The 26,925-nt window shown below is 54.4% G+C and carries 26 protein-coding genes; 6 read left to right on the top strand and 20 right to left on the bottom strand.

Features of this window, described 5'->3' with window-relative positions:
- Positions 1-49: 49 nt before the first annotated feature.
- The 4 genes from B5F35_RS00940 to B5F35_RS00925 form a co-directional block, all read right to left on the bottom strand.
- Positions 50-1,918 carry a heavy metal translocating P-type ATPase gene (locus B5F35_RS00940; RefSeq protein ID WP_087237149.1) on the bottom strand — a complete coding sequence of 623 codons (1,869 nt, stop codon included), beginning with the start codon at positions 1,916-1,918 and terminating at the stop codon, positions 50-52.
- A 58-nt stretch (positions 1,919-1,976) separates the two neighbouring features.
- The gene (locus tag B5F35_RS00935; protein ID WP_087237147.1) at positions 1,977-2,192 is read right to left on the bottom strand and encodes a cation transporter; all 216 of its coding nucleotides are present in this window, start codon (positions 2,190-2,192) and stop codon (positions 1,977-1,979) included.
- Between the two features lie 23 nt (positions 2,193-2,215).
- Positions 2,216-2,587: an ArsR/SmtB family transcription factor gene (locus tag B5F35_RS00930; protein WP_087237145.1), complete on the bottom strand. Its 372-nt coding sequence runs from the start codon at positions 2,585-2,587 to the stop codon at positions 2,216-2,218.
- Between the two features lie 177 nt (positions 2,588-2,764).
- Positions 2,765-3,133, bottom strand: a complete 369-nt coding sequence (locus tag B5F35_RS00925; protein ID WP_087237143.1) for a metal-dependent transcriptional regulator — start codon at positions 3,131-3,133, stop codon at positions 2,765-2,767.
- A 194-nt stretch (positions 3,134-3,327) separates the two neighbouring features.
- On the opposite strand from B5F35_RS00925, the gene B5F35_RS00920 reads away from it, so the two are divergent.
- Positions 3,328-4,434 (top strand): alpha/beta hydrolase, encoded by a 1,107-nt coding sequence (locus B5F35_RS00920; RefSeq protein ID WP_087237141.1) that lies wholly within the window; start codon positions 3,328-3,330, stop codon positions 4,432-4,434.
- A gap of 171 nt (positions 4,435-4,605) precedes the next feature.
- On the top strand, positions 4,606-5,328 hold the full coding sequence (locus B5F35_RS00915; protein ID WP_087237139.1) for a DUF554 domain-containing protein: 723 nt from the start codon (positions 4,606-4,608) through the stop codon (positions 5,326-5,328).
- Between the two features lie 97 nt (positions 5,329-5,425).
- On the opposite strand, the gene B5F35_RS00910 is transcribed toward B5F35_RS00915, so the two are convergent.
- From B5F35_RS00910 to B5F35_RS00870, 9 genes are all read right to left on the bottom strand, one after another.
- Entirely contained in the window at positions 5,426-5,746 is a 321-nt protein-coding gene (locus tag B5F35_RS00910) for an SCP2 sterol-binding domain-containing protein (RefSeq protein WP_087237137.1), read from the bottom strand.
- Complete coding sequence (locus B5F35_RS00905) at positions 5,743-6,348, bottom strand: GNAT family N-acetyltransferase (protein WP_087237135.1); 606 nt, start codon at positions 6,346-6,348, stop codon at positions 5,743-5,745. The genes B5F35_RS00910 and B5F35_RS00905 overlap by 4 nt, the downstream gene beginning before the upstream one ends.
- Positions 6,345-7,145: an ABC transporter ATP-binding protein gene (locus B5F35_RS00900; protein ID WP_087237133.1), complete on the bottom strand. Its 801-nt coding sequence runs from the start codon at positions 7,143-7,145 to the stop codon at positions 6,345-6,347. The genes B5F35_RS00905 and B5F35_RS00900 overlap by 4 nt, the downstream gene beginning before the upstream one ends.
- Complete coding sequence (locus B5F35_RS00895; protein WP_087237131.1) at positions 7,142-8,098, bottom strand: ABC transporter permease; 957 nt, start codon at positions 8,096-8,098, stop codon at positions 7,142-7,144. The genes B5F35_RS00900 and B5F35_RS00895 overlap by 4 nt, the downstream gene beginning before the upstream one ends.
- A 15-nt stretch (positions 8,099-8,113) precedes the next feature.
- A complete protein-coding gene (locus tag B5F35_RS00890) occupies positions 8,114-9,112 on the bottom strand; it encodes an ABC transporter substrate-binding protein (protein WP_087237130.1) in 999 nt (332 codons plus the stop codon).
- Between the two features lie 25 nt (positions 9,113-9,137).
- Positions 9,138-10,076, bottom strand: a complete 939-nt coding sequence (locus B5F35_RS00885; RefSeq protein ID WP_087237128.1) for an L-lactate dehydrogenase — start codon at positions 10,074-10,076, stop codon at positions 9,138-9,140.
- A 367-nt stretch (positions 10,077-10,443) separates the two neighbouring features.
- The gene (locus B5F35_RS00880) at positions 10,444-11,523 is read right to left on the bottom strand and encodes a M24 family metallopeptidase (protein WP_087237127.1); all 1,080 of its coding nucleotides are present in this window, start codon (positions 11,521-11,523) and stop codon (positions 10,444-10,446) included.
- A 22-nt stretch (positions 11,524-11,545) separates the two neighbouring features.
- Complete coding sequence (locus B5F35_RS00875; RefSeq protein WP_087237125.1) at positions 11,546-13,282, bottom strand: ABC transporter ATP-binding protein; 1,737 nt, start codon at positions 13,280-13,282, stop codon at positions 11,546-11,548.
- 1 nt (position 13,283) lies between these two features.
- A complete protein-coding gene (locus tag B5F35_RS00870) occupies positions 13,284-13,799 on the bottom strand; it encodes a peptidylprolyl isomerase (RefSeq protein WP_087237124.1) in 516 nt (171 codons plus the stop codon).
- Positions 13,800-14,074: 275 nt separating this feature from the next.
- Here B5F35_RS00870 and B5F35_RS00865 point away from each other — a divergent pair, with 275 nt between their 5' ends.
- Together B5F35_RS00865 and B5F35_RS00860 are read left to right on the top strand one after the other, a co-directional pair.
- Positions 14,075-15,400 carry a VanW family protein gene (locus B5F35_RS00865; protein ID WP_162611283.1) on the top strand — a complete coding sequence of 442 codons (1,326 nt, stop codon included), beginning with the start codon at positions 14,075-14,077 and terminating at the stop codon, positions 15,398-15,400.
- A complete protein-coding gene (locus B5F35_RS00860) occupies positions 15,397-16,155 on the top strand; it encodes an exodeoxyribonuclease III (RefSeq protein ID WP_087237120.1) in 759 nt (252 codons plus the stop codon). Before B5F35_RS00865 ends, B5F35_RS00860 begins: the two co-directional genes overlap by 4 nt.
- Positions 16,156-16,233: 78 nt before the next feature.
- On the opposite strand, the gene B5F35_RS00855 is transcribed toward B5F35_RS00860, so the two are convergent.
- A complete protein-coding gene (locus tag B5F35_RS00855) occupies positions 16,234-17,523 on the bottom strand; it encodes a 2-hydroxyacyl-CoA dehydratase (RefSeq protein ID WP_087237118.1) in 1,290 nt (429 codons plus the stop codon).
- Between the two features lies 1 nt (position 17,524).
- A complete protein-coding gene (locus B5F35_RS00850) occupies positions 17,525-20,440 on the bottom strand; it encodes an acyl-CoA dehydratase activase (protein ID WP_087237114.1) in 2,916 nt (971 codons plus the stop codon).
- Between the two features lie 370 nt (positions 20,441-20,810).
- Here B5F35_RS00850 and B5F35_RS00845 point away from each other — a divergent pair, with 370 nt between their 5' ends.
- Both B5F35_RS00845 and B5F35_RS00840 read left to right on the top strand, forming a co-directional pair.
- Positions 20,811-21,557, top strand: a complete 747-nt coding sequence (locus B5F35_RS00845) for a YebC/PmpR family DNA-binding transcriptional regulator (protein ID WP_087237112.1) — start codon at positions 20,811-20,813, stop codon at positions 21,555-21,557.
- A gap of 93 nt (positions 21,558-21,650) precedes the next feature.
- Complete coding sequence (locus tag B5F35_RS00840; RefSeq protein WP_087237110.1) at positions 21,651-23,408, top strand: PASTA domain-containing protein; 1,758 nt, start codon at positions 21,651-21,653, stop codon at positions 23,406-23,408.
- A 122-nt stretch (positions 23,409-23,530) separates the two neighbouring features.
- Here the strand turns inward: B5F35_RS00840 and rpsR are convergent, their stop codons facing one another.
- From rpsR to B5F35_RS00815, 5 genes are all read right to left on the bottom strand, one after another.
- Positions 23,531-23,785, bottom strand: a complete 255-nt coding sequence (gene rpsR / locus B5F35_RS00835) for a 30S ribosomal protein S18 (RefSeq protein ID WP_087237108.1) — start codon at positions 23,783-23,785, stop codon at positions 23,531-23,533.
- Between the two features lie 40 nt (positions 23,786-23,825).
- The gene (locus tag B5F35_RS00830; protein ID WP_087237106.1) at positions 23,826-24,311 is read right to left on the bottom strand and encodes a single-stranded DNA-binding protein; all 486 of its coding nucleotides are present in this window, start codon (positions 24,309-24,311) and stop codon (positions 23,826-23,828) included.
- A gap of 22 nt (positions 24,312-24,333) precedes the next feature.
- Positions 24,334-24,630, bottom strand: a complete 297-nt coding sequence (rpsF, locus tag B5F35_RS00825; protein ID WP_087237104.1) for a 30S ribosomal protein S6 — start codon at positions 24,628-24,630, stop codon at positions 24,334-24,336.
- A 143-nt stretch (positions 24,631-24,773) separates the two neighbouring features.
- Positions 24,774-25,649, bottom strand: a complete 876-nt coding sequence (locus B5F35_RS00820) for a UTP--glucose-1-phosphate uridylyltransferase (RefSeq protein WP_087237253.1) — start codon at positions 25,647-25,649, stop codon at positions 24,774-24,776.
- 62 nt (positions 25,650-25,711) lie between these two features.
- Positions 25,712-26,857 carry an RING finger protein gene (locus B5F35_RS00815; RefSeq protein ID WP_087237102.1) on the bottom strand — a complete coding sequence of 382 codons (1,146 nt, stop codon included), beginning with the start codon at positions 26,855-26,857 and terminating at the stop codon, positions 25,712-25,714.
- Between the last annotated feature and the right edge of the window lie 68 nt (positions 26,858-26,925).

Genomic DNA, 26,925 nt, shown 5'->3' with positions numbered 1-26,925 from the left:
AGAGGAACGCCCCTTCTCTCTGCGTCAAAGACAGGGAGAGGGGGCGTTTTTATGCTTGCGAGGAGTTTTTCGACATGTGATCAACGCGGAGCGTGCGCACCGCATTGAGTACAGCCAGCACCATCACGCCTACATCCGCGAAAATCGCCGCCTGCATGCCGGCTTTTCCAAGGGCACCGAGAAGCAGGCAGATGATTTTCACACTGAGCGCAAAGATGATATTTTCCTTTACGATCCGCAGGCACTTGCGTGCGATCCGCATGGCAAGAGAAATCTTGCGGGGATCGTCGTCCATCAGCACCACGTCCGCCGCTTCAATAGCCGCATCGCTTCCCATGGCGCCCATAGCAATGCCGACGTCAGCGCGGGTAAGGACAGGCGCATCGTTGATGCCGTCTCCCACGAAAGCGAGGGTGCTTTTCTGGGGCTTGGCGGCCAGGAGGCGTTCCACATGCTCTACTTTGCCATCGGGAAGAAGGCCGCTGTGGATTTCATCTATTTTCAGTGCGCTGCCCACAGCCTGCGCCGCTTTTTCCGAGTCTCCGGTCAGCAGGACCGTACGAATTCCCTGCGCTTGGAGCTCTTTCATAGCCTGCATCGAGGAGGCCTTGAGCTGATCGCTGATCACAATAGAGCCCGCAAAGCTGCCGTTTACCGCGAGATAGACGATGGTGCCTGGGTGGGTGTTTTCTGTAAAGGCAACGTGGATGTGGTTCATCAGGCGGGCATTTCCGGCGGCAACCTGTTTTCCGTCCACCCAGGTAATCACGCCGCTGCCTGCCAGCTCCTCGCTCTCTCCAACGCGCTCCAAATCCAGCGGGTGCGCACAGGCGTCGCGCAGGCTGCGGCTGATTGGATGGTTGGAATAGACTTCCGCCAGCGCGGCCAGTTCCAGAAGATCGCCCGCATCCCATCCCGGAGCGGGCGTCATTTCGGTGACGGTAAATACGCCCTGGGTGAGCGTCCCGGTTTTGTCAAATACAATGGTTTTGGTGCGCGCCAGCGATTCCAGATCCGTGCCGCCCTTAACAAGGATTCCCGCCCGGCTTGCCCCGCCAATCCCGCCGAAGAAGGAAAGTGGAATGCTGATGACCAGCGCGCAGGGACAGCTGATCACAAGGAAGGTCAATGCACGGCTGATCCATTCCGGCCAGTTTCCCAGAAATAGCGGCGGAAGAACAGCAAGCAGCACTGCTCCAATGCAAACAATAGGCGTATAGTAATGGGCAAAGCGTGTGATAAAATTTTCCGTTTTGGACTTTTTCAAACTGGAATTCTCCACTAACTCCAGGATCCGGTTGACGGTGGATTCCTCAAACGGCTTTGTCACACGAATGCGCAGAAGGCCGGAAAGGTTCACGCATCCGCTGATGACATCGCTGCCCGGAACCACATCACGCGGGAGGCTTTCCCCCGTGAGAGCGCTTGTATTGAGAGCGGACACACCTTCCAGGACCGTTCCATCCAGCGGAATCCGCTCTCCCGGCCGGACAACAATGCAGTCGCCCGGCTGTACCTCCTCGGGATCCACCTGAACGATCTGCCCGTCACGCTCCACGTTGGCGAAATCAGGGCGGATATCCATCAGGGAAGCAATGCTGCGGCGGCTTTTTCCGACGGCATAGCTCTGAAACAGCTCGCCGATTTGATAGAAGAGCATCACCTCAACGCTTTCCTCGTATTGCCCCAGAACCAAAGCGCCGATGGTGGCAATGGACATCAGGAAATTTTCATCAAACAGTTCCCGGTGAAAAATCCCAAGAACAGCTTTTCGCAGGATATCCCAGCCAATCAGCAGGTAGGGAATCAGGGTGAGGAGGAGACGCGCCCAGCCTTCAACGGGAAGCGGATGCAGTGCGAGCGTAAGCACTGCTGTGAGTAGAATGCGAATCAGAATAGTCTTTTGTTTCCTGTTCATTTCAGCGATGCCTCCTCAAAGGGGCGGGAGAGCATGGACTCAGCTCTCCCGCCGTTTTTTACAGATAAATCTCACAGTCAGGCTCCACCCGCTTGCATGTCCGGATGACTTCTTTCAGGACGCTGTCAAAGCGGTCCTCATCAGCCTCCAGAATCAGCCGCTGGCTCATAAAGCTGATAGCCGCATCCGTTACACCGTCCAGCTTTTTCACGGCACTTTCCATCTTGGCGGCGCAGTTTGCGCAGTCCACATCAATCTTCAGCTTCTTTTTCATCGTGAGCACTCCTTTTCTGCAAATTATTCCGCAATGTGGTCCAGCCCCAGGGCGATCATGCTCCGCACATGATCATCATCCAGAGCGTAAAAAACGGTTTTGCCTTCCCGCCGAAAACGCACCAGCTTACTGCTTTTTAAAATCCGAAGCTGGTGGCTGACAGCAGAGGGGGTGGTATTGAGGCATTGAGCAATGTCATTGACGCACAGTTCGTTTTCAAACAGCGCATATAGAATTTTCACCCGCGTTGTGTCGCCGAATACCTTGAACAGCTCTGCCAGATCATACAGCACTTCATCATCCGGAAGGCTTTCCCGTGTCTGTGCCAAAGCTTCGCTTTCCGGCGGGGCGGATTTATCGGAAACGTCCGAAAACTGGTTGGAGAGGGAAGTCATGTATTTGCCTCCTTTAAATATTTGAATATCTGTTCAAATGTTATTATATGCATTCGCCTGTATTCTGTCAATAGTCTTTCCCAAAACTTTTTGCACGTTTGCGTAAAATAGCAAAAGGGCGGCGCTTCGATGGTTTCGAAGCGCCGCCCCAATATTCTGCCGGGAAAATGAAAGGATTCAGGTTTCCTGCACCGCATGGGCTTTCATAGCCGCAAAAGATTCCTCACTGATAACATGTTCAATCCGGCAGGCGTCCTCCGCCGCGATTTTGGGATCGACTCCAAGGTGAATCAGCCAGTTGGAAATCAAGGTATGGCGTTCATAAATTTTTTCCGCAATTTCCTGGCCCTTTTCCAGCAAGGAAATGAAACCATCCTCGTCGACGGAGATATAGCCGTTTGTGCGAAGATTCTTCATAGCCACGCTTACACTGGGTTTGGAGAAGGAAAGTTCATTGGCAATATCAATCGAGCGAACCTGGCCATTCCGTTTCTTTAAAATCAAAATGGCTTCCAGATAGTTTTCGGCAGATTCATGGATCTGCATAGTGATCAACTCCCATTTGAGGATTACTGTTTTTATTGTATCATGCATCCCGTTTCGATTCAAGAATTTGTCCTGGTTTTGCCACTGATTGGGGAGCGTAATCTTTACTTTTTTGTATCAATGTGCTACTCTGAAAGCAATCAATAGAAAAAATAGGATGTTTTATCCAATTTTAGAATGGGGAGGAGTCAAGTATGAGAGAATATGAGCAGCAGGAGGTTTCTTTTCTGCAAAGTCAGGATACGGTGGTAACCTATGAGGGAATGCCGGTGCTGATCAAGAAAAGCCCAACGGCCAAGGCTTCGGGCTGGCTTGACGAGCATGAAAGAGAACTGATGGAGCGTCAGCGGGCAGGACAAGAGAACACGCCATCTGAGCCAAGGGAGCCCAGCGTGCAGGAAATCCGGGATTCCATGGGCTTTCCCAATCGAAATCTTTGTACCGAGGAACTGTATACCAAATTTGAAACCATCCACGCGGGCGACAATGAGGTGGGCCTCTGGCGGTATTACAGACGTTTTTCCGAGCGCAAGCCAGGAAAACCCTGTCTGATTTTTTTCCATGGCGGCGGCTGGATGGGCGGTACGCCCTACACGGTGGAGAACCCCTGCCGTCTGATTGCGCAGCTTGCCGATGCTGTTGTGTTTAATGTGGACTATTCACTCGCACCGGAAAAGAAATTTCCCAATGGGTTTCAGGACTGCTGCGCGGCGGTGCGCCATGTCTGGGAGCATGCAGACGAATATGGTGTGGACCGCACCAAAATCGCGGTAGGCGGCGACAGCGCAGGAGGAAATCTTGCGGCGGCAGTTTCTCTCTGGGATCGCGATATGGGGACGCATTTTATTGCGCTTCAGGTCCTGATTTATCCCTGTGTGACCATGCTGTATACAGGGAATCCCGGTTATCATTTCGATTTAGGAGAATTTGAAATCAGTGAGGAACAAAGGGAACTGATTGATTCCTTGATCTGCATTGCCCGTCCACAGTCGAAGGAAGATAATCGGATCGAAATGGAGCATGTTTATCTTCCCAATCGGGAGGCGGCCTACCATCCCTATGTCAGTCCTTTGCTGGCTTTGAGCCACCGCGGATTGCCGAAAGCGCTCTGCATATCCGCGGAATTTGACGGTCTGCGTCTGCAAACAGAGTATTACGCGGGACTTTTGCGCAAAAATGGCTGTGAGGCGCGGGCTGTCCGCTACAATGGCGTTTCCCATGCTTTCCTGGACAAGCTGGGCTTCCTTCCGCAGACCGAGGATCTCTGTATGGAAATTGCGCAGGAATTAAAGGGGCTGTAAAGGAAAGTTTTTTGTTAATTTTGATTTTCAGTATGCGGATTGCTTGTGCAAAATGCTGCATGCTCTTGCGAAATGTGGTTTTGATTTTGGCTTGATGAAACTTTCGATTTCCTGTACAATAGAAAGGCAGGAATTTCCTGTAAAATTCACGTACGGAAAGAGAGAGAGTCTATGCCAATCGGAGTCATTGTCAATGTGTTGTCCGTCGTCATCGGCGGTTTGCTGGGAGCGCTGGCCGGTCATAAGCTTCCGGATTCTTTAAAGAAGGAATTGAATGTTGCGTTCGGCGTCTGCGCCATGGGGATCGGGATTCCCTCCATCGTCCTGATGAAAAATATGCCTGCCGTCATCTTTGCCGTGGTGGCGGGGACGGCCATTGGACTTGCGTGCCATCTCGGCCTTCTGATCCGCCGTGGGGCGGAGCTTCTGCAAAAGCCAATCGCACGTCTTTTTCCTGCAAAAGGGGAGAACGAGGAATTTTCCTCCTCATTGGTAACACTCCTGGTCCTGTTTTGTGCCAGCGGAACAGGAATTTACGGTACACTCAGCTCCGGCATGACGGGTGATCATACCCTGCTGATTGCAAAATCGGTGCTGGATCTGTTCACCGCCGCTGTGTTTGCCTGCAATCTGGGAATTGCGGTGTCGGCAGTTGCGGTGCCGCAGCTGATTATTTTCCTGCTGCTGTTCTTCGGCGCCAGACTGATTTTTCCGCTGACCACGCCGGATATGATTGACGATTTCAAGGCGTGCGGCGGGATTTTGATGCTGACCACAGGTTTCCGCATGGCAAAAATCAAGGAATTCCCCGTTGCGGATATGATTCCGGCTATGGTGCTGGCTATGCCCGTGAGCTGGGCATGGAGCCAATGGGTTTTGCCGCTGCTTTCCTGAATCGAAATCCGCTCACAAAAAAAGAGACGGAACACTTGCTAAAATGCAGTGTTCTGTCTCTTTTTATAATCGGGAGATCTGCCGGAAGTTTTCGCAATTACTTCATCAGCTGCTTCAAAAGAAGGGCTTTTTCAATTTTACCGTCCACCTTGATTTTGCGCAGGGTGAAGGCTGCCACAGGGTCAAGCTTTCCGGTGGCAATTTTCATCAGCGTGTCGGCGGAGCAGGTGATGCGGGCATCCCGGTCATGATAGTCGTAGGGCTCGACAGACAGCTTTCCGCCCTTGAGCTCAACATAGAACGTGCCGGCTTCCTGTCCAGTGATGTCAAACTGGAACGCAACGTCCTCATGGATGGCGCTCACATCCGCCTGAGACAGCTTTTCCTTGACCAGTGCGAAGAATTCTGAGAATGTCATAAAAATTCCTCCATTCTGAATGTAGAAATATAGGCGTCCGTTTTCTGTGCGGTTTCCTCTTGCCATTCTTCTTTGAGAATTCCATACAGAATCATGTCCGCCCAGTTTCCTTTGTTGTCCCGGATATGCTTTCGCAGTACACCTTCCGGTTTCATGGCAAGCCGCCGCATCAAGCGGACGCATCGATCGCCGTCTATGGTTTCGGCGAAAACACGGTGCGCACGGCATGCGGTGAACGCATAGCGGAGAAGGGCCTGGCAGGCCTCCTGCGCATATCCCTTTCCCCAATATTGCCGGTTGAAGAACCATCCCATTTCATAGACCTCCGCTGCATCCTCACGGAACAGGAGATAACCAATTACTTTTTCCGTCTCTTTTTGCACGGCGGCGATTGCTCCGTGCTTTGCTATGCAGAAATCTGTCAGAAAACGCCGGGTTTGTTCTGGGTGAAAGGCAGGTTCAGAAAAACGCATGGTTTCCTCGTCGCCCAGAATTTGGTGCAGGTCGTTCTCATCCTCCAGTTGGAAAAAGCGCAGAGTCAACCGCTTTGTTTCCGTCAAAGACTCGTTTTTCTGCTTGGGATGAAGCGTGGTCGAGATCATACGGAAAGCCTCGTGCGATCGGAAAGACCTTGCTTGGCGGAGCGGACAAAGAGATCCACCAGTTTTTCCGGGGTCATAGCAGCGCGCTCCTCACCGGAGATATCGAGCAGGAGTTTGCCGCTGTCCATCATAATAGTGCGGTTTCCGAAGCGCAGCGCCTGATCCATATCGTGTGTAATCATCAAAGCGGTCAGGCCGCGATCGGAAATAATGTCTTTGGTAATTTGCAGTACCTTGCGCGCGGTGCCGGGATCGAGGGCGGCGGTGTGCTCGTCAAGCAGCAGAAGCTTTGGGCGGGCGATGGTGGACATCAGCAAAGCGGCAGCCTGCCGCTGTCCGCCGGAGAGAAGCCCCATTTTTGTTTTCATGCGGTCTTCCAGTCCTAAATCGAGAGAGGCCAGCAGTTCACGGAAATACGCGGAATCCTTCTTATTGACGGCAAACAGACGGTGTGTGGATTTGCGTGTATAGGCCAGTGCAAGATTTTCCTCGATGGTCATGTTCGGGGCCGTCCCGCGCAGAGGATTTTGATACAGGCAGCCGATGTTGAGCGCGCGCTTATAATCCTTCTCATAGGTGATATCCTCGCCGTCGAGCAGGATGCTGCCCTCGTCCGGGAGGAACTTCCCCAGGATCGCGTTGAAGAGAGTTGATTTTCCCGCTCCGTTGGAGCCGAGGATGGTGATGAAATCCCCCTTCGCGACCTCAAGGGAGAAATCACGCAAAGCATGCTTTTCGTTCGGTGTTCCGGCTTCAAACTTTTTGGTCAGATGGGTGATGGTCAGCTGAGCGTTCATACAGGATCCCCCTTTCTGGCTTCCTTGCGCGCTTTGCGGATAGCGAGCTTCTGTTTTGCCAGAGGGAGCGTCAGGGCCAGCGCCACAATGACGGCCGAGAGCAGCTTGACGGCATAGCTGGGCATGTTGATTTTATAAGCGAATTGCAGAATCAGACGGTATGCAGCAGAGCCCGCCACGGCGGAGATCACGCCGAGCGTCACGCTGCGGCGGCCAAACAGCACCTGCCCGATGATGACGGAAGCCAGCCCCACGACCAGCATACCGCTGCCGTTGTTCAAATCAGCGTAGCGCTGCTGCTGGCACAGCAGGCTGCCGGAAAGGGCAACAAGACCGTTGGCAAGGACAATGCCGAGAATGCGGGAAGCATCCGCGTTGATGGAGGAGGAGCGCACCATTTCCTCATTGTCGCCGGTTGCACGGATCGCCATGCCGGGGCGCGTCTTAAAAAAGACGCAGAGCAGGGCGGCAACGGCGGCGACGATCAGAGCGGTGAGCAGCAGAACATTCGCGTTGGTGTCCAGACCCGGAAACAGGGAGGAGAACATTTTATAGATGGTGTTGCTGGAGACGAAAACCTCGCTGCCGCTCTCGTTGGTTTCAGCGGTTTGCAGATATAGGTTGGACTGTCCGCCAAGAACCATATAGTTGACGGTATACAGGCCTGTCATGGTCAGGATGCCCGCGAGAATTGCGTTAATGCGCAGCTTGGTCTGCAAAAATCCTGTCACAAAGCCCGCCAATGCCCCGGCCAGCGTCCCGGCCACAAGCGCCAGAATGGGATGTGAGGCAATGGTGACAACAGCGCATACGGTCATGCCGAACACCAGGCTGCCGTCAATGGTCAAATCCGGCGTATTCAGGATTTTGAAGGCAATGAAAACTCCCATCGCCATGGGAGCATAGAGCATCCCCTGGCTGAGAGCGGACAGGATGAGGTTAACGTACTCCATGGATATATTCCTCCGTTATTCTCCGAAATGGCTTGTGCCGTCAGCCTCCACCAGCACGGTGTAGCCGTCCAGCATGTCATCGGTCAGAGTCAGGCCAAGCGTACCGGCAGCCTGTAAGTTCACGAATTTCGCATAGTCGGCCAGCGTTTCATAGGGGATCTCGGAAGGCTTTGTGCCGCCAGCCACCTGGAGAATGATATCGGCAGTTTGTTCCCCAAGCTGGACATAGTTGACGCCTGTGGTGGCAAAGCCGCCGTCGGCAACCATAGAGTCCGCGCCGCAGTAGACAGGCACACCCTTGGAGTAAGCGGCGTCCGTGTAGGTCGGCATAGCGGAAGCGATGGAGTTATCATTGCCGGTGTAAAGTGTATCAACACCTTTGGAGAGCAGAGTTTCCACCGCAGTAGGCAGCTCGGACAGGTTAGCGATGGAGGCTTCTTCATAGGCGATGTTGTTCTCATCGCAGTAAGCCTTGGCCGCATTGATTGTGGAGACGGAATTTGTCTCGCTGGAGGTGTACAGGAAGCCGATTTTCTGGAAATCCGGCTGGAAGTGCTGAATCAGCTTCACAATTTCATCGGCAGGGATATTGTTGGAAACCCCGGTGATGTTCTGACAATCGGAGCCGGTCAGACCGGCGGCGTCCGGGTCAGAGACAGCGGAAAAGATGATCGGGGTATCCTCGCCCTCAAAAACAGCCTTGGCGCTCTGCGCGGTGCTCGTCGCAATCGGAACCACAATGTCAACGCCCTCGGAGCGCAGATTTTGCAGGATGGTTGAAAGGGCGCTGGTGTCGTTGTTGGCGTTTTCCGTCACAATCTCAATGTTGTCATTTCCGGACGCTTCCAGCTTCGAGATGATGGTATCCCGGATCTGGTCAAGAGAAGTGTGGCTCATGGGCTGAACAATCGCGACCTTCACTTTTCCGCCGGAGGAATCGCAGCCGGTGGCAAACAGGGAGAAGGCGAGAACGGCAGCGGTCAGAAGAGAAAACAGTCTGGAACGCTTTTTCATAGGAAAAACATCCTTTCTTATTCATTCAATCCAGCGGGGCAATCTGCTCCGCCAGGGCAATATGCTTTCGGATGACGTCGCAGGAGGCTTGCAGCTGTTCCTGCTCATCGGGGGTCAGCGGCAGTTCGATAATTTTTTCCACTCCACTTTTTCCAATTACACACGGGACGCCGCAGGAAACATCCTTCTGCCCATATTCGCCGCACAGCTGAACGGAGACAGGCAGAACGGCTTTGCGATCCCGCAGGATCGCATCCGCCAGAAAGGCAGCCGACTGGCCAATGCCAAATTCTGTGGACCCTTTCCCATTGATAATATCCATTCCGATGCCGTGGGTGCGTTCCAGCAGCTCGGCACGGTTCACCATCGGATAGGATTCCAGCGGCAGTCCGCCAATACGGATGGCAGAGAAGGGGATCATCGAGGAATCCCCATGTTCTCCAAGGGAAAACGCGGTGACAGCCTGACGGCTCATTCCGGTTTTCTCCGCGATGGTGCGTATCAGCCGGGCGGTGTCGAGCAGCGTGCCGGTGCTGAAAACCTGGTTTCGGGGAAGATGGAGTCCCTTTCGCAGATAATCCGCGATGATATCCGCCGGATTGGTGATGGAGACGACAATCCCGCGCAGGGAATACGGTGAAAGCTGACCAATCAGCTCTTTTGCCATTTTTACGGAATCCCCCAACAGATCCAAACGTGTCTGGCCGGGAAGCCTTGCCTTGCCGATGGCGACAAAAATGAGATCCGCGTCGGCGCAGTCGGCGTAATCACCTGCTCGCACTGTTATGTCGGCGGCGGGGAAAGAGAGGGAGTCAGCGATATCCATGGCCTGTGCTATGGCTTTTTCCTTCTCCTTGTCGATCAGGACGATCTCCTGTGCACACCATCGCCAGCAAAGGGCTTGCGCACAGTGGGAGCCCACATGGCCTGCGCCGATGACAGCAATTTTACGGTGTTCTGACATAGCAATCATCCTTTCCAAAATGGGTAACAAAAAGCCCTTGACTGCAAAGCGCATGCTTTCCAGTCAAGGGCGAAACAGCCATTTCGCGGTGCCACCTTGATTCCGTCCTTATGGACGCTCAGCGAGATACCAGCATATCTCCGGCCACTGACGCGGGCCTTCACGTCGGCGCATTTGACGCCGCCCTCCGCAGACCATATTATTCAGCATTTCATACGAAGCTTGCACCGTCCTTCGCTCGCTGGAAAGAAACCCTCTGATTTTTCTCTGCATCATCGGTGTTATGAATTTCTTATACTATAGTCCATTTTTGGGTATTTGTCAAGATTTTTCCGCTTCCTGGGGAGTTCCAGAGCGTTCTCCTTGTTTATCCAACGATCTGAAGTTCCTTCGTGTATGCGTTCAGCACCTCACAGCCTGTTTCCGTGACCAGCACCAGATCCTCGATCCGCACGCCAAGCTTGCCAGGCAGATAGATGCCTGGCTCAACGGAAAAGACCATGCCGGGCTCCGCGATCACCGTGGAGGATGCGCTGTTGTCCGGCGGCTCATGGCATTCCAAGCCAATGCCATGGCCAAGCCGGTGCGTGAAATACGGGCCGTAGCCCGCCTTTTCGATGACCTCACGGGCCGCGCGGTCAAATTCACACAGCGGAACGCCCGGACGAATCACAGCCTCCGCCGCGAGATTTGCCTCCCGCACCGTCTCATACACTCGTTTGGCTTCATCGGTCGCGGAGCGGAAAAAGACGGTGCGCGTCATGTCGCACCAGTAGTAGGGGATCGGAATGAAGATATCAAATACAACGGAATCTCCATCCCGAATGACGGTGGAATTCGGTTCATGGTGCGGATCCGCGCCGTTTGGGCCAAAGCAGACGAGCTGTCCGTGGCCGCGTCCCGCGCCTGCTTCACGGAATTTTTCTTCTACCAACGCGGCAAGCTGAGACTCCACCGCGCCTTCCCGTACCGCATGGATAGCGGCGGCCACAACGGAATCATTTACACGGGAAGCGTGCCGCAGCGCCTCAATCTCCTCCGCGTCCTTGCGCATTCTTGCCTCGTCCACCGGCGCGCTGCCAAGCACGGGGGTGAGATCGCTCCGCTTTTGGAGGAGCGAGATCAGAAAACGGCTCGGCCAGGCTTTGTCGATGCCAAGCGTTCCCGGCTTCACCAGGCGGGCCAAATCGCGCAGCGGATCGTCGCTGTCGTTATGGACGTAAAGTTCACGCCCAGGGACAGGTTGGAGGCCGAACAGATCATTCCCGAACAGAATCTGTCTCCCGTCCGTATCGAGATAGAACGCAAAAAGGCGCTCCATCGGCTCCACCCATACGCCCGTCAGATAGTAAACGGATGCGGTGGAGGTGACCAGAATCTGCGAAAGCCCCTCGCGCTCCATATTTTGAATCACCCGCTGGATGCGGGCTTCATAACAGGCATTCATGCTGATTTCTCCTTTCTCCGCTTTACGCCAGCCCTTCAAACTGCATGTTGTAATAGCGGGCATACAGGCCCTTTCGGCTCAGAAGCTCTTCATGGCAGCCGCGCTCCACAATACCATCGTCGCTGATGACGATGATTTCATCGGCATTGCGGATGGTGGAAAGGCGGTGCGCAATCACAATGGTTGTGCGATCCTTCGCGAGCTCCTCCAGACTCTGCTGGATGTGCCGCTCGCTCTCATTGTCAAGTGCGCTCGTCGCCTCATCGAGAATCAGAATCGGAGGATCCTTCAGAAAGACACGCGCAATGGAAATGCGCTGCTTCTGTCCGCCGGAGAGCCGCGCACCGCGTTCTCCTACAAAGGTATCGTAGCCGTCCTCCAGGCCCATCACAAACTCATGAATGTTGGCGCGCTTGGCTGCCGAGATGATCTCCTCCTCTGTGGCGTCCGGTTTGCCGTAGGCAATATTTTCCCGAATGGTTCCGGAGAAGAGGTATACATCCTGCTGAACAATGCCGATGGAGGAGCGCAGGCTTTCCAGCGTCAAATCCCGCACGTCCTGTCCGTCCACCTGCACACAGCCGCCTGTTACATCGTAAAAGCGGGGGAGAAGGCTGCACAGCGTGGTTTTGCCGCCGCCCGAAGGACCGACCAGCGCTACCGTTTTGCCCGCGTCGATATGGATATCAATATGCGAGAGGACGGAATCGCCCTTTTCATAATGGAAAGATACGTCACGATAGTCGATCACGCCGTGGATGTCCCGGAGCGGACGCGCGTTCGGACGGTTCACAATCTCCGGCTGTGTCTCCATGACCTCGAGAAACCGTTTGAAGCCGGAAAAGCCCTTCTGGAACATTTCCGTAAACTCCACCAGCACCTCAATCGGGTTGATGAAAATGTTGATGTACAGTGCGTAGGTCGCCAAATCCACCGCGTCAATCTGACCGGCTGCAATGAAGTAGCCGCCCGAAACGAGAACCGTCAGAAAGAGCATGCCCTGAAAGAAGTTGTTGCCCGCATGGAAAATGCCCATGCGCTTGTAGTTTTTTTCCTTGGAACGCAGAAATTCCAGATTGCTTTCGCTGAATTTTTTGTGTTCCACGCTCTCATTGGCGAAGGATTTGACCACACGGATTCCGGCCAGGCTGTCCTGCAAGCTTGCGTTGACTCCGGCGATCTTCCGGCGGTTGTCCATGAAAACAGCGCGCATTTTCTTATTCTGCCATACGCTGAATGTCAGCATGATCAGCGTGACGGCGAGCAGAATGAGCGTCATCGGGACGTTGATCCACAGGAGCAGAGCGAAAGAGCCGAAAATCTTGAGCAGGGAGATGAAGATATTTTCCGGTCCGTGGTGAGCCAGCTCGCTGATATCGAAGAGATCGGAGACCAGCTTGCTCATCATTTCGCCGGTGTTGTTCCGATCGTAGTAGGAAAACGAAAGGCGCTGGAACTGATCAAACAGATCCTGGCGCATATCGCTCTCCATCCGGGCGCCCATGATGTGTCCCTGGCAGGTGATGTAATACCGGCCGCCGAAGCGGGCCAGATACATCACAAGCAGCCCGAAGGCAAGCAGGGGGAGGATCCGCAGAACCTCCTCCGCGCTGCGGGTGAATACGCTGCGCGTGCAGTAGTTGAGCAGCTGGGGAAACGCGAGATCGATCGCGCTTACCAGCAGGGCACAGGCCATATCGATCCAAAAAACGGCCTGATAGGGCTTGTAGTAATGGATAAATTTTCTGAGAACACGCATCTTACAGCTTCTCCGGCTCCAGATATTCCTCTCCAAAGGTTTCCACCGTAACTTTCACCATCTGCTCATCCTCCAGCGGGCGGTCGCGGCGGTCACGGGAGACGGAAACGATCCGGTCACATTCTTCGATTCCGGAAATTACCTTGCCGAAGGCGGCATATTCGCCGTCGAGGTGCGGAGCATCCTCCACCATCAGGAAGAACTGGCTTCCGGCGCTGTCCGGGAACATGGAGCGGGCCATGGAGAGAACGCCGCGCGTGTGGCGCAGATTGTTTTCAAAGCCGTTGTGGGAGAATTCGCCGCGGATCGCGTAGCCGGGGCCGCCCATGCCGGTGCCGTCGGGATCGCCGCCCTGAATCATAAAGCCGGGAATCACGCGGTGGAAGATGGTTCCATCATAAAAGCCCTTCTGCACGAGGGAAATAAAATTATTGACAGTATTCGGGGCGATCTCCGGATACAGTTCCACCTCGATTTTACCGTGAGTGGTTTCAATTGTGGCAATGGGATTTTTCATGAAAAGCGCTCCTTTCGTTAACTGCGAAAAATGAAAGAAAAATAGAACAGACAATACACATCATTATAGCAGATTTTCAAAAAAAGGCCAGCAAATCCGGGAAGAAATTTCGATTTTTGTCTGCTCTTGCGGGTCTTTCCACAATATGCTACAATGAAGCTGGAAAGGGAAAACCTTTGCTCCTGATGCGACAGAAACGGACGCAAAGCGGGCAAAGAACATGCTATGATGAGAAAAGGCCGCCGGCAGGCGGAAAAGAGAAAAGGGGGATTTTTGTGAGACGAGGGAAACGACGCTTTTTGATGCTGATGCTGATCTGCGCGCTGTTGGCGCCGCTGGCAGTTCCTGCACAGGCGGAAACGAATGGCTGGGAGCTTCCGTTGGCTTCCGAGGCTGCGCCGGAGGAATACAATCTGTTGGAACAGACGCCTGTGCAGGAACAAGAGTCCGAACAGGAAACGCCAGTGTTATCGGAAACCTCCGAAACGGCCGAAGAGGAGGAGCCTGCGCCTTCACCGGATGAGGAATCCACCCCGCCGCCGGAAACGCCGCAGGAACCTGTGGAACCGGAACCGCCCGCCGAGGAGGTTTTTCCTGTTGTGACGGTTCCGGCGGAGAATTACTCCATCGTGAACATTGGCTTCAACAACAAAAGCCTGTTTTTGCGCAGTGCGCCGAGCACGTCGGCCAGCCGCCTGCTGCTTCCCTTTGCGACGGAGCGCGCCTTCGTGCGGGAAACGCTGGCCAATGGATGGTCGCGCGTCATTGTCCGGGGAACAGAAGGGTATCTTCCCACACAGTATGTTAAGGACAACTGTTTTCCGCTCTATCTGAAAAAAGATTATACCATTGACGGGGTGGAGTTCAAGGAGGATCAGTGGGTGTATGCCCGTTCGCGGGATGGACAGAATGTCTATGATTGCTATACGGACGCGGATATCTTCCAGCATCTGCTGTTAAACGGCGCGCTGCTCATGTCCCCGCAGGAATATTATGAGAAAAACGCGGACAAGCTGGTTCCTGTCTTAATCGGCAGGGAGGAGAGCTATTATTCTCTCAATGCCGCTAATTGGGGACGCAACGTGAATCTGGAGCTCGGCTGCCAGTCTGTGGATGGCCGCGTGATTCTTCCCGCGGAATACTTTTCCTGGTGTCAGCACGGCGGCTCCGGCAGCAAAGCGGACGGCTACCAGCTGGCCACCGTGTTTTCCTCCACTGGTTACGATTATGGCGGCGGCCTGTGCCAGGTGACAACGACGCTGGCCAGCGCGGCGGATTACGCGAAAATGTATTTGGCGGAGGTTTATGCGCATTCACAGCCTGTCACTTATCTGCGCCCCGGTATGCGCGAAGCCTCCATCTGGCGCAACGGAAACATTCTTTATCAGCATGATTTCGCCTTCTTCAACAACCGAATGAATCCCATTCAGATCCGGATGAAGGCGGAAAACGGCGTGGTAACAGCGGAGCTCTATGAGCTGGTGCTTCCTCCCAGCCAAGAGGAACCCACAAAGGAGGAATCCGCCCTTGCTGAGGAGGAGACTGTCGGGGAAACCACACAGACAGAAACAACACAAGCAAAGGATGAAGCATCGCAATGAAATTGGTATCGTGGAACGTCAACGGCCTGCGGGCCTGCCTGGGGAAAGGGTTTCTTGACTATTTCCGTGAAACAGACGCGGATGTGTTTTGCCTTCAGGAGACCAAGATGCAGCCGGGGCAGGCCGAGCTGGATTTGCCCGGTTATGCGCAGTACTGGAATTCCGCCGAGAAGAAGGGCTATTCCGGCACGGCGGTGTTCAGCCGCCGGGAACCGCTTTCCGTGCGCAATGACATCGGAGATCCTGTCCATGTGGGAGAGGGGCGTGCAATCACGCTGGAATTCCCGGAGTTTTTCCTGGTGACGGTCTACACCCCGAACGCGCAGGACGGCCTGGCCCGAATCGATTACCGCATGGAGTGGGAGGATGCGTTCCGCGCCTATCTGCTTTCGCTTGACGCGGAAAAGCCGGTCGTTGTCTGCGGTGATATGAATGTCGCACATGAGGAGATCGACCTTAAAAACCCGAAAACGAACCGCGGCAATGCCGGATTCAGCGATCAGGAGCGCGGCAAGATGACAGAGCTTCTCGCGTCCGGGTTTACTGATACCTTCCGGTATTTTCATCCCGATTTGACGGGGGCCTACAGTTGGTGGAGCTACCGCTTCCGTGCCCGGGAAAAGAATGCGGGCTGGCGGATCGATTATTTCCTCACCTCAGATCGCCTGCGGGATCGGCTGGTGTCCTCCACTATTCGATCGGATATTTTCGGCAGCGATCACTGTCCGGTGGAATTGGTGCTGCGTGAGGACTGATGGCAGCAGACAAAGAGAAGAAAAAGAGCGGCATTCCAGGGAAGCTTCCCGGGAATGCCGCTCTTTTGTTTCGGCCTTTTATGCTTTTTTCTCCGTCTGCTTTTTCTCCAGATTCTCTCTGGCAACGGCAAGCATCAGCTTGATGCGGTTTTCCTGATTGACCTTTGTAGCGCTGGGATCGTAGTCGATGGGAACAATGTTTGCTCGCTCATTTTCCGCTTTGATCCGGTGAATCATTCCTTTGCCGACAATATGGTTCGGCAGGCAGCCGAACGGCTGGGCGCAGACGATATTTTCATAACCTGCTTCCGCCAGCTCCAGCATTTCAGCGGTGAGCAGCCAGCCTTCGCCCATCTTGTTGCCGTAGCCGATCACACCCTTGACCAGCTTTTTGACATGCTCGTAGGTTGCGGGGACTTCAAAGCACGGCTGGGAGGCAATGGCTTCCGTAAAGATGTTCTGCATCTTGGTCAGATAGTCAAACAGCATACGGACCACGGCAAATTTGGCGTGGCTTCCTCCGTAAAGCTTGATATCCTCCATACGGTTGTCGACCTTGAAAAGCACAAAGTTCATCAGGCCCGGCACGTTGACCTCGCAATCCTGGCTGGCAAGGAATTCCTCCAAGTGGTTGTTGGCAAAGGGAGCGTATTTGACGTAAATTTCTCCGACGATTCCCACCTTGATTTTCGGCTTTTTCTCCACGGGGATCGCGGCGAAGTCGCGCGCAATGGCTAAGAGGTTTTCCTTTTCCTCCTTCAGGCCAAGGCCCTTGCCGCGCCGGAACTGTGCGCTCAGATCGTCGGTCCACCGCTTCACCAGGCGATCAGCGGCTCCTTCTTCCTTCTCATAGGGGCGCACCTGGTTGCTGAGCGCCATCAGCGCGTCGCCGTAAGCGATAGCCGCCACCATCTTGCGGATGATGGACAGGTTGATCGAAAAGCCTGGGTTGCTTTCCAGGCCGGACAGGTTCAGCGAGATCACCGGCACCTGATCCATCCCGGCCTTGTGGAGAGCCTTGCGGAGCAGATGAATGTAGTTGCTCGCGCGGCAGCCGCCGCCCGTCTGGGTGATGATCAGAGCGGTGCGGTCAAGGTCGTATTTGCCGCTGTGCAGCGCGTCAATGAACTGGCCGATAACCAGCAGGGCAGGGTAGCAGGTGTCGTTATGGACATATTTCAAGCCTTCCTGTACGATGGAAGGGCCGTCATTTGTCAGAAGCTCCACCTTATAGCCGCAGTTGCGGAACACGTCCACAAACAGGGAGAAATGGATCGGCAGCATCATGGGGCAGAGGATGGTATATTCCTTTTTCATCTCCTTGGTAAAAAGGAGACGTCCCTTTTTATTGAATTTCAGCTCGGCCATCTCAGCTCCTCCTCTCGTTTTCCTGTTCCAGAGCGGCAAACAGACTGCGCAGACGGATCTTGACTGCTCCCAGATTAGTGATTTCGTCGATCTTGATCTGCGTGTAAATCTTTTCCTTTTCCTCGAGAATGCTCCGCACCTCGTCCGTTGTGATCGCGTCCACACCGCAGCCGAAGGAAACCAGCTGCACCAAATTCATATCAGGCTGTGTGCCGACATACCGGGCGGCGGCATACAGGCGCGCGTGATACGTCCACTGGTTGAGCACATGCGTGGGGAATTTATGTACCTCATCGCTTACCACATCCTCGGAAATGACCGCTGCGCCGAGGCTGGTGAGCAGCTTGTCAATGCCGTGATTGATTTCGGGATCCAGATGATACGGACGGCCGCTCAGGATGATGATCGGTTTTTTCTCTGCGCGGGCTTCCTCAATCATCTCCTTGCCCTTTCGGCGGATGCGGTCCAGATACCCGTAATATTCGGCATAGGCAGCTTCGGCAGCCTCTTTCACCTCGCGCTGGGAAATCCCCTTGAAATAGTGGGAAAGGATCTCGTGGAATTTCCCGGGGAAATCATGGCGGCGGTGAATGCCAACGTAATCATGGATAAAGTTCAGACCCTCGAGCGCCGTTGTATTCGCGGCAATGACCTCCGGGTAATACGCGACGACAGGGCAGTTGTAGTGGTTGTCGCCCATCTTTTCGTCAAAGTTATAGGACATGCAGGGATAGAAGATGGAACGGATCCCCTGATCGATCAGGGAGAGCACGTGACCATGCATCAGCTTGGCAGGGAAACAGACGGTATCACTGGGGATGGTGCTTTGCCCTTCCAAATACAGCTCGCGGCTCGACAGAGGAGAGGTGACAACCTCAAAGCCCAGTTTCGTGAACAGGGTGTACCAGAAGGGAAGCAGCTCATACATATTCAGCCCCATCGGAATGCCGATTTTGCCGCGCGGCCCCTCCACCGGACGGTAGGAGAGAAGCTGAGCCAGCTTGTAGGCATACATGTTCAGCTCCTTATTCTGTTCAGCACGGCGAGTGACCGGTTTTTCGCAGCGGTTTCCGCCGATAAAACGGCGGTTGCCGGGAAACACGTTGATGGTCAGGCGGCAGTGGTTGTTGCACAGGCCACAGGTTGTCACTTTAACCTCATGCTTGAAGTTTTCCAGATCCTCCAGCGAGAGCAGTGTTGAAGAGGATTTCGCGCGGGACTGCGCGTAAACCGCCGCACCGTAAGCGCCCATCAGGCCGGAAATGTCAGGGCGTACGACATTGACGCCCATTTCCTTTTCAAAGACGCGCAGCACAGCGTCATTGAGGAAAGTACCGCCCTGTACCACAATGCGGCGGCCCAGTTCCTCCGCGCTTGCTACACGGATAACCTTGTAAATGGCATTTTTGACCACGCTGACGGACAATCCCGCGGAAATGTCCTCCGTGGTGGCTCCGTCCTTCTGTGCCTGCTTGACGGAGGAGTTCATGAACACGGTGCAGCGGCTGCCAAGGTCAACGGGATGCTTCGCAAACAGGCCGAGCTTGGCAAAATCCTCGATGCTGTAGCCGAGCGTGTTGGCAAAGGTCTGCAAAAACGAACCGCAGCCGGAGGAGCACGCTTCGTTCAGGAAGATGTTGTCAATGGCCCCCTTGCGGATCTTGAAGCATTTCATATCCTGTCCGCCGATGTCGATGACGAAATCAACGTCCGGCAGGAAGGTTTTGGCGGCGGTGAAGTGCGCCACCGTCTCCACGATGCCGAAATCCATCCCAAACGCGTTTTTCAGCAGCTCTTCGCCGTAGCCGGTCACAGCGGAGGAGGCGAAGGTCAGATTCGGGTATTTGCGACGCAGTTCCAACAGGTATTCAAGCACAATTGGCACGGGGTTGCCGGAGTTGCTCCGGTAAATCGAGTCGAGGACCTCCTTGTTTTCGCCCATGACCACGGCCTTGACCGTCGTAGAGCCCGCGTCCACACCGAGATACGCTTTTCCGCGATAGGAAGCGATATCTCCGCGGGGAGCGCGGCAGGAAGCGTGCCGCTCACGAAAAGCTTCGTACTCCGCTTCGTTTTCAAAGAGCGGAGGGATGAAACGGAACGCAGCGTTTGCGTCGTAGCCCGCAATGTTTTTGAGAGCTGCATCAATATCAATGGATTCCACACTGCTGAAAGCCGCGCCGAGCGCTACAAAATAAAGGGAATTTTCGGGGCAGATGCCAGTGGTTTTCAGCGCAATGTCAAATGCGTGGCGCAGCTCGGAGAGGAAGGTCAGCGGCCCGCCCAGATACAGCACTTTTCCGTTGATTTTCCGGCCCTGGGCCAGTCCCGCAATGGTCTGATTGGCCACAGCCGCAAAGATACTGGCGCAGATGTCGCTTTTGCGTGCGCCCTGGTTGAGCAGGGGCTGAATATCACTTTTGGCAAATACGCCGCAGCGGGAAGCGATGGTATAGATTTTCTCATATTCCGCCGCCAGCTGGTTCATCTCGTCAAGCGGCAGGTTCAGCAGTGTTGCCATCTGATCAATGAAAGCGCCCGTGCCGCCCGCACAGGAGCCGTTCATGCGGACCTCCATCCCGCCGGAGAGGAAGAGGATTTTCGCGTCCTCACCGCCAAGCTCAATGATGACGTCGGTGTCCGGAATCAGCTCGTTGGTTGCCACACGGGTGGCGTAAACCTCCTGCACAAACGGCAGGCTGCACGCTTCCGCGATGCCCATACCGGCGGAGCCGGAAACAGTCAGCTGGGCCGGTTCCCCATGTAACACGCTGGTTTTGATTTTTTCCAAAAGCTCCGTCATCTTCTGTGTGATTTGCGAAAAATGACGTTCGTAGGACTGATAGACGATCTGCTGGTTGTCATCGAGAACCACACATTTGATCGTAGTGGAACCTACATCAAGGCCAATTCTCATCTGCTTTTCCTGCCTTTCCGGTTCGCTTCCTGGGAAATCCCTTTCGGCATTCCAAAATAATCTTATCCATTTTGAATATTTCATACTATTAAAATATGGGCAGAGCCCATTGTATACTCTAATAATCTATTATAAGAAGCTTTCTTTCCGAAAGTCAAGACGTGGGTTTGGAATCCGCTGCTTAATTTCCGCCCGCAGGGAGAAGCAAAAACTGTTGAAAATTCACGTTTTTCGTCCATTTTTTTCTAAAAAGGGCGAAGATCCGCACTGCTTTCCCTGAAAGTCTTGCCAGAAATCGTTGTTTATGGTATGATAAACGATAGCGTTTTTTCGGATGCTTCGATTCTAATTGTATGTTGGAGGTTTGATTATGTCAGGACATTCCAAGTGGAACAATATTAAGCGGAAAAAGGAAAAGACCGACGGTGCAAAGGCCAAGATTTTCACCAAAATTGGCCGTGAGCTTGCGGTGGCGGTGAAGGAAGGCGGCGGTCCTGATCCGGCTTCCAACTCGAAGCTTAAGGACTGCATTGCCAAGGCCAAAGCCAACAATGTGCCGAACGACAACATCGAGCGTATCATCAAAAAGGCCGCAGGAGACGGCGATGCCGACAAGTACGAGAGCATTGTGTACGAAGGCTACGGTCCGAGCGGCGTGGCGGTAATTGTGGAAACCCTGACGGATAACCGCAACCGGACCGCCGGCGACGTCCGCCACTATTTTGATAAGTTTGGCGGCAACCTCGGAACAAGCGGCTGCGTTTCCTTCCTCTTCTCCGAGAAGGGTCTGATCGTGATGGAGCGCGAAGGCCTGGATGAGGATAAGGTCATGGAGGATGCTTTGGAGGCCGGCGCTTCCGACTTCAAGGCTGACGAGGATGTTTTTGAAATCTATACCGAGCCCGGTGATTTCAGCGGTGTGCGTGAGGATTTGGAAAACAAGGGGTATGAATTTGTCAGCGCCGAGGTGGAGATGATCCCCAGCACCTACACCACTTTGACCGACGAGGACGCGGCAAACAACATGCAGCGCCTGCTCGATGCCCTTGAGGACAACGATGATGTGCAGAATGTCTGGCACAACTGGGATAATCCGGAGGAAGACGAAGAAGAATAAGCATGTCCGGATTTTGCCGGTTTTCCCGCGCTGCGGTTGGCACGCCTTGCCGCAGCGCGTCTTTATCCTAAGGAACAGTGGGAGGTCACCTGTATGGCAGGCTTGGAAAACCTTTGCATGAACTGTATGGCGGACACGGGAGGGCGTTCTGAGTGCCCGAACTGCGGCTTTTCCGCGTCCAGCGGGCAGCAGCCCAACGCGCTGCCTTTCCGCACCTGGCTGCAAAAGCGTTATGTGGTTGGAGTCGCACGGAAAAGCAATGGCGAAGGTTTTGTCTACATTGGCTATGATACCGTTCTCAATATTCCGGTGGAGCTACATGAATTTTTTCCGCAGTCTCTGTGTGAACGTGCGGAGGACAGGAAGAGCGCACGCGTGATGGGCGGAAGTGAGATTGCGTTTGATGAAAATCTTGCTTCCTTCCTGAATCATTCCCGTGAGGTTGCCAGAATCCGTGAGCTTTCGGCCATTGTCCAGATTTACGATATCTTTGAAGAAAACCATACAGCCTACACGGTTTCAGAATGGGATGACAGCATTACCCTGCGCTATTTTGTGGAGCGCAGCGGAGGGAGCCTGAGCTGGAACGAAGCAAGGCCGCTCTTTATGCCCGTTCTTTCCGCTCTGAGTACCATGCATTCCGCGGGAGTGCGCCATCTGGGGATCTCTCCGGAAACCCTGCGCATCATGAAGGACGGTAAAATGAAGCTGGGTGGCTTCTGTATTCCCGCCGTGCGCACAGCGGATACCGACCTGCCGCCGGATCTTGTTCCCGGCTGTGCTGCGATTGAGCAGTATGTGATGGGCTATCAGCCGGAAGAATGTACGGATGTATATGGCTTTGCTGCTTCGCTGTTTTTTGCGCTCACCGGAACACTTCCGCAGGATGCCCTCAAGCGCCGGACCGATTCCCGCCTGCTGATCCCCACAACATTGGTGCGCAGCATCCCGCCGCATGTGATCACGGCTCTGGCCAACGCGCTGCAAGTGACACCGGATAAGCGCACAGCCACCTTTGAACGTCTGCGGGCGGAATTGTCTGCCTCTCCAACTGTCACCATGACGTTGGAAACTCCGGTGGTTGCGGTTCCCAGCCAGGATCCGCCTCCCTCGTATTACCCGGCGGAGCAGCTTCCGCCGAAGGATCGCCGCCGCGGCGTACCAGCTTTTGTCTGGGTTCTGGTTTCCTGCGTGGCATGCCTGATTATCTTTACAGTCATCGGTGTGCTGTGGATTTCTTCGGGCGGCGAGACAGGCTTTGTCAACGGGGAACCGGATTCCAGTCTTTCGGTTTCTTCTCAGGCTCCTGCTTCCTCGCAGGCCGCATCCAGCGCTGCGGTGAGTTCCCAGGACCCAAATCAGATCCCGGTCCCGAATCTGGTGGGGCAGGAGTATGATACGCTTGTATCCCAGGCAGAACAATCGGACTATCAGATCCTTCCCGCTGCCCAGCGCCAGTTCAGCGATACTGTGGCGGAAGGCTGCATCATCTCACAGACACCGGAATACGGAGAAGGAAAGATGATGACGAAAGGAACGGCCATTGTGGTGGTCATCAGTCAAGGGCCTTCTGTCCGGGAATTGCCCGAGATTGCCAATCTGCCGTTGGCGGAGGCGTCTACCGCTGTGGCCAACGAAGGCTTTGTTCCTTCCAAGGTGGAGGAATACAGTGACACTGTTCCAATGGGATATGCCATCGGCTATCAAAATGCTAATCCGGGCGACAAGATGCCCTATGGGTCTCCTGTGGTTCTTGTGATCAGCAAAGGGCCGGAACCGTCCACTGGTGTTCAGGTGATTGACGGAAACAGTTCTTCAGCGGAGAATGCCGGCACACAGACAACTGAATAAAGCTTAAAGGGCTGCCGTTTCGAGAAAGGAAACAGGCAGCCCTTATTTTTTTCCTCTCCAAGAAAGAAAAAATTCCCGGCTTTCTTTCAAGAAGGCCGGGAATTTTGATGCTTGTCTGGAAATCAGTCGCTGCTGAAGGGCAGCAGAGCAAGATGACGCGCACGCTTGATAGCAACGGTCAGCTCACGCTGATGACGGGCGCAGGTGCCGGTCACACGGCGGGGCAGAATCTTAGCCCGCTCGGAAATGAAGCGGCGAAGCTTCGCAACGTCCTTGTAATCGATCGTCTCGATCTTATCAACGCAGAAACTGCAAACCTTTTTGCGGCCTTTACGTCCGCCGGAGCGGCGCTCGGGTCTGTCATTTCTCTCAGCCATGACAAAAGCCTCCTTTTCACAATAATAGGGGAGACGCGGATCAGAACGGCAGATCGTCGTCCGTAGGGACTTCCTCGAAATCACCAGTGTCACCGCTCACATAAGCGGGAGCAGCCTGCTCCATTGCGGGAGCCGGACGCTGCTGGTAGCCGCCCGGTGCAGGCGGGGGAGGAGTGCCGTAGCTGGCGCCGCCGCCGTAGTTGTCACGCTTTGGTTCCGCAAAGTGAACATTATCCGCAACAATCTCGACAGCCTTGCGCTTGTTGCCGTCCTTGTCGGTGTAGGAGCGGGTCTGAATGGAACCCTGTACGGCGATTTGCTGGCCTTTGTGGAAGTACTTGCAGACAAACTCCGCAGTACTGCGCCATGCGACCACGTCGATAAAATCAGCCTGCCGATCGGTGCCGGCCTTTACATAGGAACGATCCACCGCGACGGTAAAGCTGGTGACGGCAATATCACCGGAGGTGTGCCGAAGCTCGGGATCGGCCACCAGACGGCCCATAATAACTGCAACGTTGAGCATTCAAACCACTCTCTTTCCGCCCTTACGCGTCTTTCTTCACAATGAGGGAACGAAGGACACCGTCGGTGATCTTGTAAATTCTGTCCAGCTCAGCCGTGAAAGAAGCCGCGCTGGTGAAGTTGATCAGGGCATAGTAACCCTCGGTCTCCTTGTTGATCTCGTAAGCAAGACGGCGCTTGCCCCACTCGTCAACGCTGTCGACCGTACCGTTTGCCGCGATGAGGTTCTTGAACTTCTCAACGAGAGCGGCAATGCCGTCGTCACCCAGCTTTGTGGAAAGGATAAACACAGTTTCATAGGAATGTTTCACATCAGGCATTGTTTGCACCTCCTTTTGGACTTTTGGCCCCGGATCCTTGTCCGGAGCAAGGATATCATCGCGTTTGCGCGATGAACAGAACAATTATATCAGCCCCTGGCGGGAAAGTCAAGAACGAAAATGCGAGGCGGAAAGGGAGAAAATCACAGCGTTTTCGCCAATTCCTTGATATATTTGCGGAAGTCCGCGCCGATCTCCGGATGGCTGAGAGCAACCTCGCACGAGGCCTGCATGATGCCAAGCTTGTTGCCCATATCGTAGCGCGTTCCTGTGAAATCCACGGCGACCATACCGCTGCGCCGCGCCATGGTGCACATGGCGTCCGTCAGCTGGATTTCTCCGCCCGCGCCCGGCTCTGTGTGGTCGAGAATATCAAAAATATCCGGTGTGAGCACGCAGCGGCCCAGGATGGAGTAGAGGGACATGATTTTATCCGGGGTGGGCTTTTCAATCATATCGGTACATTTAAAATAGTTGTCACGGATCGGTTCCACTTTCAGGGAACTGTATTTGGTGATGGCTTCGGCAGAGACCTGCTTGACGCCGAGCACACCGGTGCCGAATTCCTCATAGGCACGGATCAGCTGGCCGCAGGCGGGATCCTCTCCGATAATCACATCGTCACCATAGAGAACGGCAAACGGTTCGTTTCCGACAAAGGAGCGGGCGCGGCTCACCGCATGTCCCAGTCCGCGCGTTTCCTTCTGACGGACGAAATAGAAATTGGCAAGGTGCGAAATGTCCACCACCTCGCGCAGGATATCCGCCTTTTGCGCGCCACCGCTGGTCAGCTTTGCTTCGAGCTCCGGCACACGGTCAAAATGGTCCTCAATCAGTCCTTTGCCGCGGTTTGTGATGATCAGAATATCGGTGATTCCGGAACGAACAGCTTCCTCCACGATATATTGAATGGCGGGCTTGTCCACAATCGGCAGCATTTCCTTGGGCATGGATTTCGTGGCAGGGAGCACACGTGTTCCCAGTCCGGCTGCGGGGATCACCGCTTTTGTAATTTTCATTTTCACAAAACTCCTTCCTGATGGATCGCCGGACAGGTTCCGGCGTTTTTCGGGGAGACGGCTCAAATCAAGAGCCAAAGACGCGGCAGATAGACCGCCAGCATGTACGCAATCATCAAACCGACCGCAAGGGGAGTGTTGACACCGCCCTGAGTCCGCAGCTGCATTTCCCGATCAGCAGGCTCCGGAAAATTCGTGTCAATCGTTTTGATTTTGCGCGTGCAAAACTTTCCGTAGATTTTGTTGGCTTTTATACCAGTGATAATCATGATCACAAGCTGTACCACATTCAGGACGCGGGGAAGAAAAATCAGGATCAGCTCCCACGCAGGCTGCTGGGCCAGAAGAGAGCCAAGCTGCATGAGCTGTGCGGAGGAGGGCATCATCGTATCCAGATCGATGCCAACCTGGCTCATCAGCCGGAGAAGGATATCCTCGGACGCGTAGGAGCAGTAGAGGGAAAGAAAATAAATTCCCGCCATGACCGCGGTGAGGATTGCGCCGAGCTTATACTGCTTGCGGTAGAGCATCCAGCCGCCGGTGCAGAGAAAAGCGCAGAAATTGAACCGGTTGCGGCGGAATTTTTTCTGGTTGGTAAAGACCGGCAGATAATATTGTGTGTTGGCCTGCACAAATTTAGCCATGTCCGCAGCGGAAACGCCGTCCAAATCTTCGTCGGGCTTGACGCCGCCGAGCGGATCAAAGAAAAATGCGGCAGGACCGCCGGGAAACGGCTGATTGGGATTTTGCCCGTCCGGCCCGTTTCCGCCGTATGGAGAGGATTGACCGTATGGGGGAGTCTGGCCATAAGGCTGCCCCCATGGATTCTGGCTTTGCTGCTGTCCCTGTGGAAAATCGGTGGGGGAGGGGGCGGCGCCATAGCGGCTGTTGAACTGCCCATAGTTGTTTTGAGGCCCGATTGGAGGTTCCTCCGTCAGAGACATGCCGCAGTGGTCACAGAAAAGCGCGCCGGGAGCGTTTGACTTTCCACAGCGGGGGCAGCGCTTCTCTTCCGAAGAGCCGCTGGAAGCGCGGGGGTTTTTCCAGGCCTGACCGGTTCCATGCTTGTCGCTGAAAATACAGTGCCCTTCCTGCTGGTAGCAGTGCCTGTGGTAAGGAGCCCCGCATTCCGGACAGACGACGATATCGTCCTCCGCGCTGAAAGGCTTCCCGCACACGGGGCATTGAATGCCGGTATAGTCGATCATAAGCAGTATCCTCCTACAAAAGGGCGGCCTCGCCGTCCAAGGAATCCGGGTAACTGCATCTATTGTAT

Source organism: Anaeromassilibacillus sp. An200 (assembly GCF_002160025.1).
Taxonomy (GTDB): Bacteria; Bacillota; Clostridia; order Oscillospirales; family Acutalibacteraceae; genus Caccousia; species Caccousia stercoris.
This window is presented reverse-complemented; position numbering and strand designations above follow the sequence as displayed.

Bases quoted from the DNA above. Each gene is read 5' to 3' on its own strand.
- B5F35_RS00860 (WP_087237120.1), top strand. From the start codon at position 15,397: ATGAAATTGGTATCGTGGAACGTCAACGGCCTGCGGGCCTGCCTGGGG.
- rpsR (WP_087237108.1), bottom strand. From the start codon at position 23,785: ATGGCTGAGAGAAATGACAGACCCGAGCGCCGCTCCGGCGGACGTAAA.
- B5F35_RS00820 (WP_087237253.1), bottom strand. From the start codon at position 25,649: ATGAAAATTACAAAAGCGGTGATCCCCGCAGCCGGACTGGGAACACGT.
- B5F35_RS00845 (WP_087237112.1), top strand. From the start codon at position 20,811: ATGTCAGGACATTCCAAGTGGAACAATATTAAGCGGAAAAAGGAAAAG.
- B5F35_RS00890 (WP_087237130.1), bottom strand. From the start codon at position 9,112: ATGAAAAAGCGTTCCAGACTGTTTTCTCTTCTGACCGCTGCCGTTCTC.
- B5F35_RS00940 (WP_087237149.1), bottom strand. From the start codon at position 1,918: ATGAACAGGAAACAAAAGACTATTCTGATTCGCATTCTACTCACAGCA.
- B5F35_RS00925 (WP_087237143.1), bottom strand. From the start codon at position 3,133: ATGCAGATCCATGAATCTGCCGAAAACTATCTGGAAGCCATTTTGATT.
- B5F35_RS00830 (WP_087237106.1), bottom strand. From the start codon at position 24,311: ATGCTCAACGTTGCAGTTATTATGGGCCGTCTGGTGGCCGATCCCGAG.
- B5F35_RS00905 (WP_087237135.1), bottom strand. From the start codon at position 6,348: ATGATCTCGACCACGCTTCATCCCAAGCAGAAAAACGAGTCTTTGACG.
- B5F35_RS00935 (WP_087237147.1), bottom strand. From the start codon at position 2,192: ATGAAAAAGAAGCTGAAGATTGATGTGGACTGCGCAAACTGCGCCGCC.
- B5F35_RS00815 (WP_087237102.1), bottom strand. From the start codon at position 26,857: ATGATCGACTATACCGGCATTCAATGCCCCGTGTGCGGGAAGCCTTTC.
- B5F35_RS00920 (WP_087237141.1), top strand. From the start codon at position 3,328: ATGAGAGAATATGAGCAGCAGGAGGTTTCTTTTCTGCAAAGTCAGGAT.
- B5F35_RS00900 (WP_087237133.1), bottom strand. From the start codon at position 7,145: ATGAACGCTCAGCTGACCATCACCCATCTGACCAAAAAGTTTGAAGCC.
- B5F35_RS00885 (WP_087237128.1), bottom strand. From the start codon at position 10,076: ATGTCAGAACACCGTAAAATTGCTGTCATCGGCGCAGGCCATGTGGGC.
- rpsF (WP_087237104.1), bottom strand. From the start codon at position 24,630: ATGCCTGATGTGAAACATTCCTATGAAACTGTGTTTATCCTTTCCACA.
- B5F35_RS00850 (WP_087237114.1), bottom strand. From the start codon at position 20,440: ATGAGAATTGGCCTTGATGTAGGTTCCACTACGATCAAATGTGTGGTT.
- B5F35_RS00910 (WP_087237137.1), bottom strand. From the start codon at position 5,746: ATGACATTCTCAGAATTCTTCGCACTGGTCAAGGAAAAGCTGTCTCAG.
- B5F35_RS00875 (WP_087237125.1), bottom strand. From the start codon at position 13,282: ATGCGTGTTCTCAGAAAATTTATCCATTACTACAAGCCCTATCAGGCC.
- B5F35_RS00870 (WP_087237124.1), bottom strand. From the start codon at position 13,799: ATGAAAAATCCCATTGCCACAATTGAAACCACTCACGGTAAAATCGAG.
- B5F35_RS00855 (WP_087237118.1), bottom strand. From the start codon at position 17,523: ATGGCCGAGCTGAAATTCAATAAAAAGGGACGTCTCCTTTTTACCAAG.
- B5F35_RS00930 (WP_087237145.1), bottom strand. From the start codon at position 2,587: ATGACTTCCCTCTCCAACCAGTTTTCGGACGTTTCCGATAAATCCGCC.
- B5F35_RS00915 (WP_087237139.1), top strand. From the start codon at position 4,606: ATGCCAATCGGAGTCATTGTCAATGTGTTGTCCGTCGTCATCGGCGGT.
- B5F35_RS00880 (WP_087237127.1), bottom strand. From the start codon at position 11,523: ATGAATGCCTGTTATGAAGCCCGCATCCAGCGGGTGATTCAAAATATG.
- B5F35_RS00840 (WP_087237110.1), top strand. From the start codon at position 21,651: ATGGCAGGCTTGGAAAACCTTTGCATGAACTGTATGGCGGACACGGGA.
- B5F35_RS00895 (WP_087237131.1), bottom strand. From the start codon at position 8,098: ATGGAGTACGTTAACCTCATCCTGTCCGCTCTCAGCCAGGGGATGCTC.